Origin of the sequence: Microbacterium terregens, assembly GCF_039534975.1 — a bacterium.
GTDB lineage: Bacteria > Actinomycetota > Actinomycetes > Actinomycetales > Microbacteriaceae > Microbacterium > Microbacterium terregens.
This window is the reverse complement of record NZ_BAAAWH010000001.1, coordinates 1404048-1422321: the sequence shown is the minus strand read 5'-3', so window position 1 is coordinate 1422321 and position 18274 is coordinate 1404048. Positions and strand designations below refer to the sequence as shown.

Genomic DNA, 18274 nt, shown 5'->3' with positions numbered 1-18274 from the left:
GCTTGTGCGCACACGACGACACTGTGAAAGGTCCGACATGTCCGGCATCCACCCCGATATCACCTCCGCCTTCGGCGACACCCCGCTCGTTCGCCTCAACCGCGTGGCCGAGGGTGTGGACGGCATCGTGCTGGCGAAGCTCGAGTTCTACAGCCCGGCTGCCAGCGTCAAGGACCGCATCGGCATCGCGATCGTCGATGCCGCCGAGGCATCCGGCGCCCTTCCGCCGGGCGGCACCATCGTCGAGGCGACCAGCGGCAACACCGGCATCGCCCTGGCGATGGTCGGCGCCGCGCGCGGCTACCGCGTCATCCTGGCCATGCCCTCGTCCATGTCGATGGAGCGCCGCCTGCTGCTCAAGGCATACGGTGCCGAGCTCGTCCTGACCGACCCGGCAGGTGGCATGAAGGGCGCACTCGCCAAGGCCGAGGAGATCGTCGCCGAGACGCCCGGCGCGTTCCTGGCCCGCCAGTTCGAGAACGAAGCGAACGTCGCCATCCACCGCCGGACCACCGCCGAGGAGATCATCCGCGACACCGATGGGCAGGTCGACTACTTCGTCGCCGGCATCGGTACGGGCGGGACGATCACCGGCGTCGGGCAGGTGCTCAAGGAGCGCGTGCCCTCCGCGAAGGTCATCGCCGTCGAACCGGCGGACTCCCCGCTCCTCACCAAGGGCACGGCCGGACCGCACAAGATCCAGGGGATCGGGGCGAACTTCATCCCCCCGATCCTGGACCGGAGCGTCATCGACGAAGTCATCGACGTCGAATTCCCCGACGCCATCGAGACGGCCCGTGCCGTCGGCGTCAAGGACGGCATCCTGGTCGGCATCTCCTCCGGTGCCGCGATCTGGGCCGCACTGCAGATCGCGGCCCGCCCCGAGGCTGCCGGCAAGAACATCGTGGTGATCGTCCCCTCGTACGGAGAGCGCTACCTGTCGACCGCTCTGTACGAGCACCTTCGCGAAGACTGAGCCGCCTCCACTGAGAAAGGGCGTTCTGTGCCCGGCATCCACTCCGACATCACCTCTGCATTCGGCGACACACCGCTGGTGCGCCTGAATGCGCTCACCGACGGCCTGGGCGGAGAGGTGCTGGCCAAGCTCGAGTTCTACAATCCCGGCTCGAGCGTCAAGGACCGCCTCGGTTTCGCGCTCGTCGAAGCCCTCGAGGCCTCCGGCGAACTGCTGCCCGGCGGCACGATCGTCGAGTCCACGAGCGGCAACACCGGTATCTCGCTGGCGCTGATCGGCGCCGCGCGGGGCTACAAGGTGATCCTCACGATGCCGGCCTCGATGTCCAAGGAGCGCCGCACCCTGCTGAAGGCCTACGGCGCCGAGCTGGTGCTGACCGATCCGCACAAGGGCATGACCGAGGCCGTCGCGACCGCCGAGCGGATCGCGGCGGAGACCCCGGGTGCGGTCCTGGCCCGCCAGTTCGAGAGCCCCGCCAACGCCGAGATCCACCGTCGCACGACGGCGGAGGAGATCTGGCGCGACACCGACGGCGTCGTGGACTACTTCGTCGCCGGATCGGGCACGGGCGGCACGATCACGGGTGTCGGCCAGGTGCTCAAGCAGCGCAATCCGGACGTGAAGATCGTGGTCGTCGAGCCGAAGGACTCCCCCGTTCTGACCGAGGGTCGCGCCGGTGGGCACCGCATCCAGGGCATCGGCCCGAACTTCGTCCCGGCCGTGCTGGACCGCTCGGTCATCGACGAGATCTTCGACGTCGAATTCGACGACGCCCTGCGCGTCGCCCGCGAACTGGCCACCCGCGAGGGCATCCTGGCCGGCATGTCGGCGGGTGCCGCGGTGTGGGCTGCTCTCCAGATCGCCGCACGCCCCGAGGCCGACGGCAAGCGCATCGTCGTGATCGTCCCCGACGCCGGTGAGCGATACCTCTCCACGGCCCTGTACGAGCACCTTCGCGACCCGGAACCGGCATCATGAGCGAGCGCATCGGACCCATCGCGCGCCTGCGCGAAGACGTGGCGGCGGCCAAGCTGCGGGACCCCGCGGCGCGCAACGGCGTCGAGCTCGCCCTGCTCTACCCGGGGCTGCACGCGGTGTGGGGATACCGTCTGTGGCACGCGCTGTGGGTGCGGCGCGCGCGCTTCCTCGCGCGGATGGGCGCGCAGATCACCCGCTGGCTCACCGGCGTCGAGATCCACCCCGGTGCCACGATCGGCCGCCGCTTCTTCATCGATCACGGAATGGGCGTCGTCATCGGCGAGACCGCCGAGATCGGCGACGACGTGATGCTCTACCACGGCGTCACGCTCGGCGGACGACAGCGCGAGGGCGGCAAACGGCATCCCACCATCGGCGACGGGGTGGCGGTCGGGGCGGGCGCGAAGGTCCTCGGGCCCATCACGATCGGGGCCGGTTCGGTCATCGGAGCGAACGCAGTGGTGACCAAGGACGCCCCGCCCGACAGCATCCTGGTCGGTGTGCCTGCGAAGCCTCGCGCGCGTGCCGTCGGCGAGGACACCCGGGCGCTGCTCACGGTGCCCGAGTACAGCATCTGACCGCGGTCAGTCGGCGCGGCGTTGGGCCACCTGGCGTTTGAGGAAGACCATCGGCAACAGCCATGTGGCCAGGGCCGTGATGACCCACACGATCACCGGAGCGAGCACCCACGCGAGGGGCTGCGAGATGCCGATGCCCGCGTTCGGGATGAGCACCACGATGACGATCGCGATGAACGTCGAGATGATCCCGATGCCGCCGAGCAGGGGCGCTGCGTGACGGCGGGTGATCTTGAAGACCCACGGCGCCAGGACGCTCTGGATCACCGCGAAGATCAGCACCGCCAGGGCGAAGCCCCACCAGTCGCTCCAGTCGATGTGGAAGCCCGGCAGGATCAGGTCGGCCACGATCAGGCCGACCGCCGCCGAGACCACGAAGATCGCTGCGCGGATGAGGAACGTGATCATGCGCCGAGCGTAGCGCGGCAGTCCTCGCGCCTCCCTCCGGCTCGCGGCGGGTCCGCCGCCCCGGTTCACTTGCCCTGAATGCACGCCGAGGCGGCCGAACACCGTGCAAACAGGGCAAGTGAACAACGCGCGGGGCGAGGCTAACCGCGGGCGCGGAGCGCGGCGTGCACCCGTTGGATGAGAACACCGGGGTCGGCGAACACCATCGACTTCGTGACGCGGATCACCCGCCAGCCGAGTTCGGCCAGGCGGTCGTGCTTCGCGATGTCGCGATACCACTGGCGCGGATCGAGCCGATGGTGATCGCCTTCGTACTCGATGGCGATCCGCAGCTCGGGATACGCGAGGTCGACGCAGCCGACGAACTCCCCTGCCTCGTCGTACACATCGTGATCGAGGAGGGGTTCGGGCAGGCCCGCATCGACGATCGTGAGCCGGCACCACGTCTCGGGGCGGGACACCGAGCCGTGGCGCGCGCGCAGCAGCGCCTCGTCGAGGGCGGCGATTCCGATGCGACGGCCGCGGCGCAGCTCCACGTCGAGGTCGGAGACATCAGCCAGCGGCGCCCGCAGCACCCGGCCGAAGGGGCCGGCGATGCGCGGCGCGAGGATGACGGCATCCGCGATCGCCGTCAGATCATATGGATGCCGCACCGCACGCCCCAGCTGGGCCCACGTCGACGCGGGGCTGGTCGTGCGCAAGCCGAAGGGACCCGTCACAACGGTGACCTGCGCGCCGGCGAGCTGGTGGCCACGAACGCCGCGACCGCGCGGGGCGCGAGTCGGGGCGCATACCGAAACGTCGATGCGGTCGAGGTCGAGCGGAGGCAGCGGGAGGTCCCACAGAACGGCAGCTGTGACGTGCGAGAAGAACTCCCCCGCGTGCATGTGAGCGGCGAACTGCCGCGCGGCGAGGATCGTCGCGTCTCTTCTCGGGTCTGAGAGGGCCTCATCGGGCTCAGCTGAGCCCAGCTCGAGCGGTTCGGCCCGCAACCCGGCGAAGGGCCGGTCGAGGTGCGGGGAGTCGATTTCGCGGCGGGACATTCCGGCGCGATGGGCGTCGGCGACACGGAATGCGGGGAGTGGTTCTGCCGTCATCCCGGCACCCTCGCACAACCGCCGCGGGGCGCGGGCGCGCTGTCCACAGGCCCGCGCGCCCCGCGGTTCACTTGTCCTGTATGTACACGAAACGCGGGCGCGCGCGTACAAACAGGGCAAGTGAACAGGTGAGGCGCGGGCACTTACGCACACGCACTCACGCCACTCACGCCCACACGCACGCACACGGGAGAAGTGAGAAGACCCGCGGCGAAGCGACGCCGCAGCGGAGATCAGTCCTCGGAACCCAGCGCCGCGAGGCGCTCTTCCTCGTCGGCCGCGATGCAGGACTGGATGATCGGGTCGAGCGCACCGTCCATCACCTGGTCGAGGTTGTACGCCTTGTACCCGGTGCGGTGGTCCGCGATGCGGTTCTCCGGAAAGTTGTAGGTGCGGATGCGCTCGGAACGGTCCATGCCGCGGATCTGCGACTTGCGGGCTGCGGAGGACGCGGCATCCAGCTCCTCCTGCTGCTTCGCGAGGATGCGGGCCCGCAGCACGCGCATGCCCGCCTCGCGGTTCTGCAGCTGCGACTTCTCGTTCTGCATCGACACCACGATGCCGGTCGGCAGGTGGGTGATGCGCACCGCGGAGTCGGTCGTGTTCACGGACTGTCCCCCGGGTCCGGAGGAGCGGAAGACGTCGATCTTGAGGTCGTTCGGGCTGATCTCGACCTCGTCGGGCGCGTCGACCTCGGGGAAGACCAACACACCCGTGGTCGAGGTGTGGATGCGTCCCTGCGACTCCGTTGCCGGCACGCGCTGCACGCGGTGCACACCGCCCTCGTACTTCAACGAGGCCCATACGCCCTGCGCGGGGTCGCTCGAGGAGCCCTTGATGGCGACCTGGACGTCCTTGTAGCCGCCGAGGTCCGATTCGGTGCGTTCCAGCAGTTCGGTCTTCCACCCACGGGATGCCGCGTACTGCAGGTACATGCGCAGCAGGTCGGCCGCGAACAAGGCGCTCTCGGCACCGCCCTCGCCGCCCTTGATCTCCATGATGACGTCGCGGCCGTCGTCGGGATCGCGCGGGATGAGGAGGCGCCGCAGCTTCTCCTGCGTCTCCTCGACGCGCTCCTCGAGCGCGGGCACCTCGGCGGCGAACGCCTCGTCCTCGTTGGCGAATTCCTGCGCGGCCTCAAGGTCGCCGGTCGCGAGCACCCACGCGTCGTAGGCACCCACGATGCGCGACAGCTCGGCATAGCGCCGGTTGACGCGCTTCGCGCGCCCCGCATCGGCGTGCACAGCCGGGTCGGAGAGTTCCTCCTGGACGGCCTTGTGCTCGTCGATGAGGGTCTTCACCGATTCGAACATGAATGCTCCGAACGACTACGTCAGCGAATGCTGTTCTCGTGCCCGTGGCTGCTGCCACCGCCGGTCGGCGCGGGGATCGACTTCTGCATCTGGACCAGGAACTCGACGTTGGACTGCGTCTCCTTCAGCTTGCCCAGCACGACCTCGAGGGCCTGCTGCGTGTCCAGACCCGCAAGCGCGCGACGGAGCTTCCAGGTGATCTTGACCTCATCGGCCGAGAGCAGCATCTCTTCACGACGCGTGCTCGACGCGTTCACGTCGACCGCGGGGAAGATGCGCTTGTCGGCGAGCTGACGCGACAGGCGCAGCTCGCTGTTGCCGGTGCCCTTGAACTCCTCGAAGATGACTTCGTCCATCTTGGAGCCGGTCTCCACGAGCGCCGTGGCCAGGATCGTCAGCGAGCCGCCGTTCTCGATGTTGCGCGCAGCGCCGAAGAAGCGCTTGGGCGGGTACAGCGCCGAGGCGTCGACCCCACCGGTGAGCACGCGGCCGGATGCCGGGGCAGAGATGTTGTACGCGCGACCGAGACGGGTGATCGAGTCCAGCAGCACCACGACGTCGCGGCCCAGCTCGACGAGACGCTTGGCACGCTCGATGGCCAGCTCGGCGACCGTGGTGTGGTCCTCGGCGGGACGATCGAACGTCGAGGCGATGACCTCGCCGCGAACCGTCCGCTGCATGTCGGTGACCTCTTCGGGACGCTCGTCGACGAGGACGACCATGAGGTGGACCTCGGGGTTGTTCGTCGCGATCGCGTTGGCGATCTGCTGCAGCACGATCGTCTTGCCGGCCTTGGGCGGCGCGACGATGAGGCCGCGCTGGCCCTTGCCGATCGGTGCCACCAGGTCGATGATCCGCTGGGTCAGCTTCTCGGGCACGGTCTCGAGGCGCAGGCGCTCCTGCGGGTACAGCGGCGTCAGCTTGCCGAACTCGACGCGATCGGCGGCGTCCTCGACGGACAATCCGTTGACGGAGTCGACCTTCACCAGGGCGTTGTACTTCTGGCGTCCCGGCTGCTCGCCCTCGCGGGGCTGCTTGATCGCGCCGACGACGGCGTCGCCCTTGCGGAGGTTGTACTTCTTCACCTGGCCGAGCGAGACGTAGACGTCACTGGTGCCGGGCAGGTAGCCGGTGGTGCGGACGAAGGCGTAGTTGTCGAGCACGTCGAGGATTCCGGCGATCGGCACGAGGACGTCGTCCTCGCCGATCTCGGTGTCGAACTCGTCGGCGACGCCCTGGCCGCGACGCTTGTTGCGCTGGCGGTTGCGGTTGCCCGCCGGTCCGCCATCGTCGTCTGCGTCGGATGCCGGAGACTGCGTCTGCGGCTTGGCAGTGGGAGCGCTCGGCGCGTCCTGGTCGCCCTTGGCCGGGGCAGCCTGCGTTGCCTGACCGGTCTGGCCGCCCTGGGCGTTGCGGTTGCGGTTGCGGTTGCGGCTCCGGCTGCGGCTACGGCTGGGGGTCCCATCGCCGTGGTCCTCGCCGGACTCGCCGGCTTCGGCCGTGTCAGCGGACTCGCCACCCTCACCGTCGGTGGACTTCTCGGCTGCGGGGGCCTGCGGTGCGGCGTCGCCCTGGGCAGAATCGGTCGTCTCGGGCGCTGCGACGGCGGCCGGTTCGGTCTCGATCTCGGCAGCAGACTCGACGGCGGGAATCTCAGCGGCGGGCGCCTCGACAGCGGCGGGCGCCTCGACAGCGGCGGGCTCAGCAGCGGGCGCCTCGACAGCGGCTGCCGGCGCCTCATCGGCGGCGGGTGCATCGGCGGCGGGTGCATCGGCGGCGGGTGCATCGACGGATGCCGGCGCCTCAGCGGCGACCCCGGTGCTCTTCGCCCGACGGGGTGCGCGCTTGCGCGGCGCCTTGACGGGGGCGGGCTCGACGGGAGCTTCGGTGGCTGCCGGAGCGGCATCCACCGGAGAGTCGGCGGGAGCGTCGGCGGCGACCTCGGCGGCAGCGGACGGCGCTGCTGCCGCGGCAGGCTCTTCGGCCTGTGCCGCTTCGGTCTCGGCCGCGGGCTCGTCGGCCGGAGCTACCACGTCGGCCGGCGCCTCAGCGCGGTCTTCGGTGGTCTCGGTGCTGTTCTCGGCCGTGGTGGCGTCGACGTTCTCGGTGGCGTCGGGCGCTTCCGTGCGCTCTTCCCCGTTGGCGTCGGCGGTATGGATCTCGGAGATGGACTCCACGAGTTCTCCCTCATGAAACGTGTGGATGATCATGTCTGCACGAGACGCACGCCACAACGGACGTCAGCCCGCGCCGCTTCACAGGCTTCGAACTTGGGAAGGCGGGGGGTCGTGCAGAGTTTCGCAGATTGCGAGCGGAGGCCAGATTCACGTAGTCACGTGGAACCCTCCGTTATGTCCCTCACTGTACCACCCTTGAAGTCCACGGCGAGCATCAGCGCCTCCCACGGAGTGTCCGTGGATCGCGCCGCCAGATCGGCCGCCGCGAGGCGCCGACCAGGGCCATCGGCGAGCACCAGCACGCTCGGTCCGGCTCCGGAGACGACTGCTGCGAAGCCGGCATTGCGCAGGCTCCGCACCAGGCGATCCGTCTCCGGCATCGCCTGCGCGCGATAGCTCTGGTGCAGCTTGTCCTCGGTCGCCGCCAGGAGCAGCTCGGGGCTCTGCATGAGCGCTGCGATCAGCAGCGCGGATCGCGAGACGTTGAAGACGGCATCCTCGCGCGGCACTTGCAGAGGCTGCAGGCTGCGCGCGACGCTCGTGGACATCGTGGACTCCGGCACGAAGATCAGCGGCGACACTCCCCGGTGCACGAGCAGCTTCTTGTGCTGCGGCCCGGACTCGTCGACCCACGCGATGGTGAGACCGCCGAACAGGGCGGGGGCCACGTTGTCGGGGTGCCCCTCGAGTTCCGTGGCGAGGCGCAGCAGCGTCTCGGCGCCGAACTCGACGTCTCCCGCCAGCAGGCCCTTCGCCGCGAGCAGCCCGGATACCACCGCGGCGCCCGACGACCCGAGGCCTCGGCCGTGCGGGATGACGTTGCGCGCGTCCAGTCGCACTCCCGGCATCCGCCGCCCGACCGACTCGAATGCATAGGCCATCGCGCGGACGACGAGGTTCGACGCGTCGCGCGGAACCTCCTGCGCACCTTCGCCGTGGACGGTCACCTCGACCCCGTCTCCGGGCATCCGGGTCACGACGAGCTCGTCGTACAGGCTCAAGGCCAGGCCGAGGGTATCGAACCCCGGCCCGAGGTTGGCGCTGGTCGCCGGCACGCGTACCGCGACGGACCGCCCTTCGACAGCGGGTTCCCGAGCAGGTCGCGAAGCGACCGTGTCGAACGGCTCGGAAACCTGTCTCCGGACGGGTCGGCTCACGCGGTGACTCCGGAGGAGACCAGGCCGAGAACGGATGCCACGTCCGACGTGGTCGCATCCACGACAGTGGGTTCCACCTGCGTGCCGTCCGCGTTGCGCAGCGCCCACTGGGGGTCTTTCAGCCCGTGGCCGGTGACGGTCAGCACGACGCGCGCGCCCTGCGGGATGACCCCGGCTTCGGCGCGGTCCAGCAGACCCGCGACGCTGATCGCTGAGGCGGGCTCGACGAAGATCCCCACCTCGCCGGCGAGCAGCTTCTGCGCCGCCAGGATACGGTCGTCGTCGATCGCGCCGAAGTACCCGTCCGTCGCGTCGCGCGCTTCGAGCGCGAGCTCCCACGACGCGGGGTTTCCGATGCGGATCGCGCTGGCGATCGTCTCGGGGTTCTTGACGATCTCACCGCGCACCAGCGGGGCGCTCCCCTCGGCCTGGAAGCCGAACATGCGGGGGACGCGCGTGGAGATGCCGCGGTCGGCCTCCTCGCGGTATCCGCGGGAGTACGCGGTGTAGTTGCCCGCGTTGCCCACCGGGATGAAGTGGAAGTCCGGCGCGTCGCCGAGCGTCTCGACGACCTCGTACGCCGCGGTCTTCTGGCCTTCGATCCGGTCGGGATTGACCGAGTTCACGAGGTGGACCGGGTAGTGATCGGCCAGCTCCCGGGCGATCTCGAGGCAGTCGTCGAAGTTGCCGCGGATCTGGATCAACTGGCCGTTGTGGGCGACCGCCTGGCTCAGCTTGCCCATCGCGATCTTGCCCTCGGGGACCAGCACGGCAGCCGTGATGCCGGCGTGGGCAGCGTAGGCCGCAGCCGACGCCGACGTGTTGCCGGTGGACGCGCAGATGATCGCCTTCGCGCCGTGCTCGATCGCACGCGAGACGGCGACGGTCATGCCGCGGTCCTTGAACGAGCCGGTCGGGTTCATGCCTTCGAACTTCACCCAGACGTCGGCGCCGGTGCGGCGCGACAGCGCGGGCGCGGGCAGCAGCGGCGTGCCGCCCTCGCCGAGCGTGACGACGGTCGAAGCATCCGTCACTCCCAGACGATCGGCATATTCGCGGAGGACTCCGCGCCAGACGTGTGCCATGTCAATCCCCTTCTACGCGCAGCACCGAGACGACCCGCTCGACCACGCCGCTGGCGGCGAGTCGATCGACGGTGTCGCTGAGGTCCTGCTCTCGTGCTTTGTGAGTTCCGATGACCAACCGCGCGACGGGAACGCCGAGCGCGGCGTCATCGATGACGGTCTGCTCGACCGTGGCGATCGAGACGCGGCCTTCGCTGAGGATGCCGGCCACCGTGGCCAGGACGCCCGGCTGGTCGTCGACTTCGAGCGTGATCTGGTACCGCGTGGTGACGTGACCGATCGGAACGATCGGCAGGTTCGCGCGGGTGGACTCGGCCACGCCGACGCCGCCCGCGATGTGGCGTCGGGCCGCGGAGACCACATCGCCCAGCACCGCCGACGCGGTCTGCACGCCGCCGGCGCCGGCGCCGTAGAACATGAGGTTTCCGGCGGCCTCGGCTTCGACGAAGACGGCGTTGTTCGCGCCGTGGACACTGGCCAGCGGGTGGTTCCGGTGAATCAGCGCCGGATAGACGCGCACCGAGATCGACTCCTGCCCGTCCACGCCCGGCTCCGCGTCGAGTCGCTCGCACACCGCCAGCAGCTTGATGACATATCCCGCGTGGCGTGCGGAGTCGATGGTGGCCTTGTCGATCGAGGTGATCCCCTCGCGGTGCACGGCATCCAGCGGGACGGTCGTGTGGAACGCGAGGCTCGCCAGGATCGCCGCCTTCTGCGCGGCGTCGTAGCCTTCGACGTCGGCGGTGGGGTCGGACTCGGCATAGCCGAGCGCCTGCGCCTGCGCGAGCACGTCCGCGAAGTCGGCGCCCTCGGTGTCCATGCGGTCGAGGATGTAGTTCGTGGTCCCGTTGACGATGCCCATGATGCGCCGGACGCGGTCGCCGGCCAGCGAGTCGCGGAGCGGGCGGATGATCGGGATGGCACCGGCCGCGGCGGCCTCGTAGTACACCTGCGCGCCGACCTGGTCTGCCGCGTCGAAGATCTCGGGCCCGTGGGTGGCCAGCAGCGCCTTGTTGGCGGTGACAGCGTCCGCGCCCGAGTTGATCGCCTGCAAGAGGTACGTCTTGGCCGGCTCGATCCCGCCCATGAGCTCGATCACGATGTCCGCACCGACGATGAGGGACTCCGCGTCGGTCGTGAACAGCTCGCGCGGCAGGTCCGTCTCGCGGGGCGCGTCGAGGTCGCGCACGGCGATACCCACCAGTTCCAGCGACGCTCCGGCGCGGTCGGCGAGTTCGTCGGCGTGCTTGAGCAGCAGCGCGGCAACCTGTGACCCCACGGCCCCGGCCCCCAGCAGCGCAACTCTCAGTCGGCGGTGGTCGGTCATCCGGCTCCCTCTGTTCTTTCGTCGTCCCCGCGGAACGCGGGTGTCTTGTCCAATCCGGCGTCATGCGCCAGGAGATCGTCCAGGCTCACGCCGCGCACGATGATCCGGGCGGAGCCGGCGCGCACCGCGACGACGGGAGGACGCGGCACGTAGTTGTAGTTGCTCGCGAGCGAGAAGCAGTACGCCCCGGTCGCGGGCACCGCAAGCAGGTCGCCCGGGACGACGTCATCCGGCAGGTATTCGGCGTCCACGACGATGTCGCCGGACTCGCAGTGCTTGCCGACCACGCGCACCAAGGCAGGTGCCGCCTCACTCACGCGGGAGGCGATCCGTGCACTGAAGTCGGCCCCGTACAGCGCGGGCCGGGCGTTGTCGCTCATGCCCCCGTCCACGCTGACGTACAGGCGCTGCGCGCCGGCGCCGATCTCCACCGGCTTGGTCGTGCCGATCTCGTACAGCGTCACCCCCGCCTGACCCACGATCGCCCGACCGGGTTCGAAGGCGAGGTTGGGCATCGGGATGCCGCGCACCTCGCACTCGCGGGCGACGGCGTCGACGATGCCCGATGCGAGCTCCTCGATCGGTGTGGGATCGTCGGCCGAGGTGTAGGCGATCCCGAATCCACCGCCGAGGTTCAGGACCGGGATGTCGCCACCGTCCAGCAGCGTGGCGTGCAGCTCCACGATCCGTGCGGCGGATTCCAGGAAGCCGGCCGTCCCGAAGATCTGGGATCCGATGTGGCAGTGCAGTCCCGCGAAGACGAGCGCAGGCAACTCGCGGATGCGTGCCACGACAGCCGGGGCATCCTCGAGCGTGAAGCCGAATTTCTGGTCTTCATGGGCGGTGGCAAGGAACTCGTGGGTCTCGGCGTGGATGCCGCTGTTGACGCGAACGAGCACGGTCTGCGTGCGGACATCGTCCACGGATCGGCGCTCGAGGATGGCGGCGAGCCGCTCGAGCTCGATCCAGCTGTCCAGCACGATCGAGCCGATGCCGACGTCGACCGCGTTCTCGAGCTCCGCGACGCTCTTGTTGTTGCCGTGGAATCCGAGGCGAGCGGGGTCGGCTCCGGCGGCGAGTGCGACCGCGAGCTCACCTCCGGTGCACACGTCCACGGCCAGGCCCTCGTCGGTCACCCACCGGACGACCTCGGCGCACAGGAAGGCCTTGCCGGCGTAGTAGACACGGGCCTGCACGCCGTGGCGCGCGGTCGCCGACCGGAAGGCCGCCAGCGTTCGACGCGCGTGCCCGCGGACCTCATCCTCGTCCACCACGTACAGTGGCGTGCCGAATCGGTCGCGCAGGTCGGTGGCCGGCACGCCGGCGATCTGCAGCACGCCCTCGTCGTCCCGCGTCGCGGATGTCGGCCAGACGCCGGGTGCGAGCGCGTTCGCGTCGTCCGGGGGCAGGAGCCAGTCCGGGGCGAGCGAAGGAGAGACGGACAACTCGAACCAATCGTGGAAGGGTGCTTCGGCGCGACTGCTGCGGGGGTGAGCCCGGGCTCAGCGGGTGTGCCGCGGCAGCGGCGGACTCACGCGCCGGGCGGTCCTCAGAAGTCTATGGCACGGCATCTGCCCATCACGCGTTGGTGACGGTCCTCACGCGCAGGCGCCAGGCTGCTGCAGTGCCGGGTCGCCAACGATCGCCCCGTCGATGTCCAGCTCGGCGACCACGTGCTCGCCGGTCACCGAGATGTCCGCGAGCCGCACTCCGGCCGGGATGTACGAGGCGATGCAGATGGTCCAGTCGCGCAGGACGGTGTCGGTCACCGCGCCGAACTGGTCACGAAGCGCGTCGGCGGACACCTCGTTACCAGCGAGCTGGAGGGATGCCGGGGTGAGCACGATGTCGCCGTCCACGGCGCTCGGCGTCAGCGCCACCCCGACCGGCACCTCCAGGCCGAAGAAGCGCAGGTCGGTCGCCATGGTGACGTTCGGCTCGGCCAGACCCACGGAATCGGCCGGGAAGTTCTCGACCGTCGAAAGCAGCGTGCGCACCTGGTCGGCGTCGAGCACGACGGTCGCCGATGCTGCTCCGGCCGCGGCATCCCCCCGAATGGCGATGTCCTGCGCGTGGACGGTCACGTCGCCCACCAGCGCGCCGAGCTTCACGTCGTCGGAGGCGACGGTGACATCGTCCAGAGTGCCGGCGATCAGCTGCGGCAGGACCGCTCCCGCGACGGAGACGTCGACCTCCTGGTCGGCCGGCAGCGCGAGCTGTGTGATGACCTGCTCACGGATGGTGGAGGTGACGATGTCGCGCGCGATCCACTCCCCGGCGAACCACGCCGCGACGGCGAGCCCGGCAACCACGAGCACCGCGACGATCCAGGGCCACACCCGGCGGCGCCGTGCGGGCGGCTGCTCGGTGTGCGCCCACTCCGGGAGTGGTTCGGTCGGCTGGGTCTGGGCTGTCGTCATGCCCTCGCCTACATCCGTTCCGGCGCATCGACGCCGAGCAGGTCGAGCCCGTTGCGCAGCACCTGGCCGGTCGCGTCGTTCAGCCAGAGCCGCGTGCGGTGCACGCTGCCGACGGGCTCGTCGCCGAGCGGGATCACCCGGCAGTTGTCATACCAGCGGTGGTACAGCCCGGCGAGCTCCTCGAGGTAGCGAGCCACGCGGTGCGGTTCGCGCACCTCGGCGGCGAACGCGACGATGCGCGGGAATTCCTGCAACGCGCCCAGCAGCGCCGACTCGGTCTCGTGGTCGAGCAGCTCGGGGGCGAACTCGCTGCGATCGACGCCGGCCGCGACGGCGTTGCGCGCCACGTTGTGCGTGCGGGCGTGCGCGTACTGCACGTAGAAGACCGGATTGTCGTTCGTCCGCTTGCGCAGCAACTCCGGGTCCAGCGTGAGCGGCGAGTCGGCGGGATACCGGGCGAGCGAGTAGCGCAGCGCATCGGTGCCGAGCCACTCGCGCAGGTCGTCCATCTCGATGATGTTGCCGGCGCGCTTGGACAGGCGCGCCCCGTTGATCGAGACCAGCTGACCGATCAGCACCTCGATGTCCTTCTCCGGGTCGTCGCCGGCGGCGCCCGCGAGCGCCTTCAGCCGGTGCACGTAGCCGTGGTGATCGGCGCCGAGCAGATAGATCTTGTGCGCGAAGCCCCGGTCGCCCTTGTTCAGGTAGTACGCGGCATCCGCAGCGAAGTACGTGTACTCGCCGTTGGAGCGGCGGATGACGCGGTCCTTGTCGTCGCCGAAGTCGGTGGTGCGCACCCAGACCGCCCCCTCGTCGTCGAACACGTGGCCCTGCGCGCGGAGTCGATCGACGGCCTCGTCGACGAGGCTGGGCTCCCCGTCGCTGCCCGGAGCGTGCAGGGTGCGCTCCGAGAACCACACATCGAAGGCGACGTGGAACTTGGCCAGCGATGCCTGCAGCTCCCCGAGTTGGAACCCGTACGCGAGGTCACGAGCGACGGCGACCTGCTCATCGGGATCGAGGTCGAGCAGGTCGGGCCGGGACTCCAGAACGCGACGGGCGAGGTCGTCGATGTAGACACCGGCATAGCCGCCCTCGGGGGTCGGTTCGCCCTTGACCGAGGCGAGCACCGAGTGTCCGAACCGCTCCATCTGCACGCCGGCGTCGTTGATGTAGAACTCGCGCGCCACGGTCGCGCCGCTGGCGAGCAGCAGTCGGGCGATGGAGTCGCCGAGCGCGGCCCACCGGGTGTGGCCGATGTGCAGGGGTCCGGTGGGGTTCGCGCTGACGAATTCGACGTTGATCGCGTTGCCGCGCTGGGACTCGTTGGTGCCGAAGGCCGCTCCGGCCTCGACGATCGTGCGGGCGAGCGCGCCGGCGGCCGCGGCATCCAGCCGGATGTTGATGAAACCGGGACCGGCGACCTCGACGCTGGCGACCCCGGGCGTCTGCGCGAGGCCGGAGGCGATCTCGGCGGCCAGCTCGCGCGGGTTGGCTCCGACCGCTTTCGCGAGCTTGAGCGCGGCGTTGGAGGACCAGTCGCCGTGGTCGCGGTTCTTCGGGCGCTCCAGCGGCAGGTCAGCGGCCGTCAGACCGGCCGCCGAGCCCTCTCGGCGCGCCTCGGCGAGCGGGGTCACGATGGCGAGCAGGGCGGTGGAGAGTTCGGCGGGGTTCATGGCCGCACCAGTCTACGTTTCCGCGCCGGGAGGTCCGGGCGCGCTCCCCTCTCCGCTCCCCTGTCGCAAACTGCCGCGCACCCCGGCACGTTGCGACAGCGGAACAGCCCCGCGCCGCGCCCCCCTCCGCTCCCCTGTCGCAAACTGCCGCGCACCCCGGCACGTTGCGACAGCGGAACAGCCCCAGGTCGCGGCCCTCTCTCGGCTCCCCTGTCGCAAACTGCTGCGCACCCCGGCAGGTTGCGACAGCGGAACAGCCCCAGGTCGCGCCCTCTCTCGGCTCCCCTGTCGCAAACTGCTGCGCACCCCGGCAGGTTGCGACAGCGGAACAGGCGAAGAGGCAGGGTCAGGCGAGCTGGACCAGCGTGGTGAAGTCGTCCGGGGCGGGGTCGGATGCCGCGGCTCCCGTCGCGAGAGCAGGCTCGAGCTGGTCGGGCCTGCCCTCGCCCTCCAGCCCCTCGACCGACGCCGCTTCGGGCATGACCCACGCGTCCACGCGCATGTGCACCAGCCCGACGTGCCCGCCGTGGTAGCTGAGGAACGCGCAGTCCGCGGCATCGCGCCCGGTGGCGATGCGCACCAGCGAACGCCGGTTCGCCAGCCGCGTGGCGTCGATGACGTACCAGGCCCCGTCGTGGAAGGCCTCGGCGACCGCGTGGAAGTCCATCGGCTGCAGACCCGGCGCGTAGCAGGCGGTGTACCGCGCCGGCATGTCCATCGCCCGCAGCAGCGAGATCACGACGTGCGCGTAGTCCCGGCAGACGCCCTGGCCGGTCATGAGGGTGGTCACGGCGCTGTCCGTCCCCTGGCTGAGCCCCGGGGTGTACGTCGTGCTCGTCGCGACGAAGTCGGAGACGGCTGCGATGAGGTCATAGCCCTGCAGACCGCGGAACTGGCGACGCGCCTGGCTGAAGACTTCGTCGGACTGGCAGTACCGGCTCGGCCGCAGATACGTGATCGCCTCGAGGTCGCTGGTGCGACCGCTGGTGGCCTGGCCTTCGACGGTGGCCTGGTACCGCACCTCGAGCCGCCCGGGCTCGCCGGTCAGACGATGCAGGCGGCTTCCGGACTGGTCGACGATCTCGGTCGGCGTGTACACGCGTTCGCCCTGGGTGAAGGTCAGTTCCTCGGTGACCAGCGGCACATGCTGGGCCGCTGCGACTTGGAAGATGAGGTCGACGGAGGACCCCAGTTCGAGGTCCAGTTCAGCGGTCACGAGGCGTTGCACCGGAGTATCCTCGCACGCCGAATCGACGGCTTCGTACGCACTGCGAAAGCGGGCCCGCCAGGTCAGCGGCGCGGAGCCGTCCGCGACGGAAGTCGCCCCCGCCGGCCGGCCTCTCCCCGGCACGCGAAGCCGCGTGTTCGTCGCGTCGCGGATCATCGCTTACTCTTCTGACGTGAACCCGCCCGCGACCGCCCGCCGCGCGCGCCGGTTCTGGCCTTTGGCCGTCGTCGCGATCGCGATCGCCGCGGTGTGCGCGGTGGGTGCTCTTCGCCCGTGGGCGGCGGACCCGGGCGCGATCGTGGCGACCGGCCAGGATGCCGCGATCTCCGTCGCCGGGCCCGCGCCGCTCATGCTCCCGGAGCAGCCGCGGGTGCTCGTCTTCGGAGACTCCTGGACCTACGGATCCGCCGCTGCTCTCCCGACGCTCGGGTACGCGTACGTGATCGGTCAGCGCCTGGGCTGGGACACGACCGTCGACGGGGTCCGCGGCAGCGGTTACCTCAAACCGGGGCTGGACGGGGGTTCGTACGGCGAGCGCATCGCCGCGCTGGACCCCACGCTGGATCCCGACCTCGTCATCATCGAGGGCTCGATCAACGACCGACGGCTCGCCGAGACCGGGTACCGGGAGGCCGTGACCGCGGCGTGGGACGCGCTCGCGGCGCTCTACCCCGCGGCATCCGTCGTCATCCTGGGGCCGGCCCCCCAGATCCTGCCGGTGGAGGCGTCGACCGCCCGCATCGATGCCGACCTGGCCGAACTCGCCGCGGCACGCAGCTGGTGGTACATCTCCCCGCTCGCGGAAGGCTGGATCACGACCGACAACTACGCCGGGGTCATCGACGCCGGCATCGGTCGCGATCACCCCTCGACGAATGGACATGCCTACCTGGCGACTCGGCTCGCCGAGGCGCTGCGGGAACGGTCCGGGGGGACGGATGCCGCGGCCGACGCTCCGCGTGAGGTGGAGCCGAACGGACCCTGACGCGAACGGAGCGGCGCGGCTCGGTGATAACCTCGATCGGTACGCCTCCGTAGCTCAGGGGATAGAGCGTTGGTTTCCGGTACCAAAGGTCGCAGGTTCGATTCCTGTCGGGGGCACTGACTGACGCGAAAGGCCGTCCTTCGGGGCGGCCTTTCGCGTCGGTCGGTGCGGCAGACGACCGCGCCGGACGGCAATGAAGATCGGCCCGGAGCCGAAGCCCCGGGCCGATCGTCTGCGATCTGTGGTTTCCGTTTCGAGTTCCCTTGCGGGTCCCTTTCGTCTCCGTTTTCTCTCCGCAGAAGTAAAGATACTCATCCCCGCATGCGCGTCAAGAGTTCATCTCGAAGTCACCTCGACGTGATGTTGAACGTGAAGGATCCGCGGTCATTCGGATGCTTCGGGGCGGCGTCCGGGTGGCCTATTCGGGACCGACGAGCTTGAGCCCGACGATGCAGCCGACGAGTCCGAGGATCAGCAGCAGGCGCACGATCGAGAACGGCTCCGCACCGGTGATCATCGCGTAGCCGACGGTCAGCGCGGCGCCGATGCCGACCCACACGGCGTAGGCCGTGCCCGTCGAGATGTCACGCATCGCCCAGGCCAGGCCCGCCATGCTCGCGATCAGCGTGACGGCGAAGATCACGCTCGGCCAGAGCTTGGTGAAGCCCTCGGATTTGCCGAGCGCGGTGGCCCAGACGGCCTCGAGGATGCCGGATACGACCAGGATGACCCACGACACAGGACTCGCCTCCATGGCCAGTCTTGTCGCTCACCGGGTACTGATCCGTCGTCCGGGGATCCGGGAGAGGATCCGCGTCCCACGCTATCGCTCGGCTCTGTGCACCCCCTGTGCAGCGGCTCCGTCCCCG

General features: G+C 69.9%; 16 protein-coding genes, 1 tRNA gene and 1 riboswitch. Of the genes, 5 read left to right on the top strand and 12 right to left on the bottom strand.

Annotated elements, in window-relative coordinates:
* The first annotated feature begins 37 nt into the window (after window positions 1-37).
* Genes cysK (ABD655_RS06360) through epsC form a run of 3 tightly spaced genes read left to right on the top strand, consistent with a single transcriptional unit; the run spans window position 38 to window position 2532 of the window.
* On the top strand, window positions 38-976 hold the full coding sequence (cysK, locus tag ABD655_RS06360; protein WP_344712510.1) for a cysteine synthase A: 939 nt from the start codon (window positions 38-40) through the stop codon (window positions 974-976).
* 27 nt (window positions 977-1003) lie between these two features.
* Window positions 1004-1954, top strand: coding sequence for a cysteine synthase A (gene cysK, locus ABD655_RS06355; RefSeq protein ID WP_344712508.1), 951 nt, complete (start codon window positions 1004-1006; stop codon window positions 1952-1954).
* Window positions 1951-2532, top strand: a complete 582-nt coding sequence (gene epsC, locus ABD655_RS06350; RefSeq protein WP_344712506.1) for a serine O-acetyltransferase EpsC — start codon at window positions 1951-1953, stop codon at window positions 2530-2532. Before cysK (ABD655_RS06355) ends, epsC begins: the two co-directional genes overlap by 4 nt.
* Window positions 2533-2538: 6 nt before the next feature.
* Here epsC and ABD655_RS06345 read toward each other — a convergent pair whose 3' ends face one another.
* The 11 genes from ABD655_RS06345 to ABD655_RS06295 all read right to left on the bottom strand — a co-directional run bounded on the left by ABD655_RS06345 (window position 2539) and on the right by ABD655_RS06295 (window position 16420).
* Window positions 2539-2940 (bottom strand): hypothetical protein, encoded by a 402-nt coding sequence (locus tag ABD655_RS06345; protein WP_344712505.1) that lies wholly within the window; start codon window positions 2938-2940, stop codon window positions 2539-2541.
* Between the two features lie 140 nt (window positions 2941-3080).
* The gene (locus tag ABD655_RS06340; protein WP_344712504.1) at window positions 3081-4037 is read right to left on the bottom strand and encodes an endonuclease domain-containing protein; all 957 of its coding nucleotides are present in this window, start codon (window positions 4035-4037) and stop codon (window positions 3081-3083) included.
* A gap of 233 nt (window positions 4038-4270) precedes the next feature.
* Entirely contained in the window at window positions 4271-5350 is a 1080-nt protein-coding gene (prfA, locus tag ABD655_RS06335; protein WP_344712503.1) for a peptide chain release factor 1, read from the bottom strand.
* 20 nt (window positions 5351-5370) lie between these two features.
* Entirely contained in the window at window positions 5371-7560 is a 2190-nt protein-coding gene (rho, locus tag ABD655_RS06330) for a transcription termination factor Rho (RefSeq protein ID WP_344712502.1), read from the bottom strand.
* Between the two features lie 122 nt (window positions 7561-7682).
* Window positions 7683-8582: a homoserine kinase gene (thrB, locus tag ABD655_RS06325; RefSeq protein ID WP_344712501.1), complete on the bottom strand. Its 900-nt coding sequence runs from the start codon at window positions 8580-8582 to the stop codon at window positions 7683-7685.
* A 98-nt stretch (window positions 8583-8680) separates the two neighbouring features.
* Complete coding sequence (gene thrC / locus ABD655_RS06320) at window positions 8681-9769, bottom strand: threonine synthase (RefSeq protein WP_344712500.1); 1089 nt, start codon at window positions 9767-9769, stop codon at window positions 8681-8683.
* Between the two features lies 1 nt (window position 9770).
* The gene (locus ABD655_RS06315) at window positions 9771-11096 is read right to left on the bottom strand and encodes a homoserine dehydrogenase (RefSeq protein WP_344712498.1); all 1326 of its coding nucleotides are present in this window, start codon (window positions 11094-11096) and stop codon (window positions 9771-9773) included.
* Window positions 11093-12541, bottom strand: coding sequence for a diaminopimelate decarboxylase (lysA, locus tag ABD655_RS06310; protein WP_344712496.1), 1449 nt, complete (start codon window positions 12539-12541; stop codon window positions 11093-11095). Before lysA ends, ABD655_RS06315 begins: the two co-directional genes overlap by 4 nt.
* A gap of 153 nt (window positions 12542-12694) precedes the next feature.
* Window positions 12695-13516, bottom strand: a complete 822-nt coding sequence (locus ABD655_RS06305; RefSeq protein ID WP_344712494.1) for an LmeA family phospholipid-binding protein — start codon at window positions 13514-13516, stop codon at window positions 12695-12697.
* Window positions 13517-13524: 8 nt separating this feature from the next.
* Window positions 13525-15192, bottom strand: a complete 1668-nt coding sequence (gene argS, locus ABD655_RS06300) for an arginine--tRNA ligase (RefSeq protein ID WP_344712492.1) — start codon at window positions 15190-15192, stop codon at window positions 13525-13527.
* A 346-nt stretch (window positions 15193-15538) separates the two neighbouring features.
* Window positions 15539-16420, bottom strand: a complete 882-nt coding sequence (locus tag ABD655_RS06295; protein WP_344712491.1) for a transglutaminase-like domain-containing protein — start codon at window positions 16418-16420, stop codon at window positions 15539-15541.
* Between the two features lie 172 nt (window positions 16421-16592).
* Between ABD655_RS06295 and ABD655_RS06290 the strand changes: the two genes are divergently transcribed.
* Window positions 16593-17405 (top strand): SGNH/GDSL hydrolase family protein, encoded by an 813-nt coding sequence (locus tag ABD655_RS06290; RefSeq protein ID WP_344712489.1) that lies wholly within the window; start codon window positions 16593-16595, stop codon window positions 17403-17405.
* 43 nt (window positions 17406-17448) lie between these two features.
* Window positions 17449-17521, top strand: a tRNA-Arg gene (locus ABD655_RS06285).
* A 302-nt stretch (window positions 17522-17823) separates the two neighbouring features.
* Here ABD655_RS06285 and ABD655_RS06280 read toward each other — a convergent pair.
* Window positions 17824-18144, bottom strand: a complete 321-nt coding sequence (locus ABD655_RS06280; RefSeq protein ID WP_344715715.1) for a DMT family transporter — start codon at window positions 18142-18144, stop codon at window positions 17824-17826.
* Between the two features lie 12 nt (window positions 18145-18156).
* Window positions 18157-18222, bottom strand: a riboswitch (guanidine-III (ykkC-III) riboswitch).
* Window positions 18223-18274 lie beyond the last annotated feature (52 nt).

Bases quoted from the DNA above. Each gene is read 5' to 3' on its own strand.
- cysK (WP_344712510.1), top strand. From the start codon at position 38: ATGTCCGGCATCCACCCCGATATCACCTCCGCCTTCGGCGACACCCCG.
- epsC (WP_344712506.1), top strand. From the start codon at position 1,951: ATGAGCGAGCGCATCGGACCCATCGCGCGCCTGCGCGAAGACGTGGCG.
- ABD655_RS06345 (WP_344712505.1), bottom strand. From the start codon at position 2,940: ATGATCACGTTCCTCATCCGCGCAGCGATCTTCGTGGTCTCGGCGGCG.
- ABD655_RS06340 (WP_344712504.1), bottom strand. From the start codon at position 4,037: ATGACGGCAGAACCACTCCCCGCATTCCGTGTCGCCGACGCCCATCGC.
- prfA (WP_344712503.1), bottom strand. From the start codon at position 5,350: ATGTTCGAATCGGTGAAGACCCTCATCGACGAGCACAAGGCCGTCCAG.
- rho (WP_344712502.1), bottom strand. From the start codon at position 7,560: ATGATCATCCACACGTTTCATGAGGGAGAACTCGTGGAGTCCATCTCC.
- thrC (WP_344712500.1), bottom strand. From the start codon at position 9,769: ATGGCACACGTCTGGCGCGGAGTCCTCCGCGAATATGCCGATCGTCTG.
- ABD655_RS06315 (WP_344712498.1), bottom strand. From the start codon at position 11,096: ATGACCGACCACCGCCGACTGAGAGTTGCGCTGCTGGGGGCCGGGGCC.
- ABD655_RS06305 (WP_344712494.1), bottom strand. From the start codon at position 13,516: ATGACGACAGCCCAGACCCAGCCGACCGAACCACTCCCGGAGTGGGCG.
- argS (WP_344712492.1), bottom strand. From the start codon at position 15,192: ATGAACCCCGCCGAACTCTCCACCGCCCTGCTCGCCATCGTGACCCCG.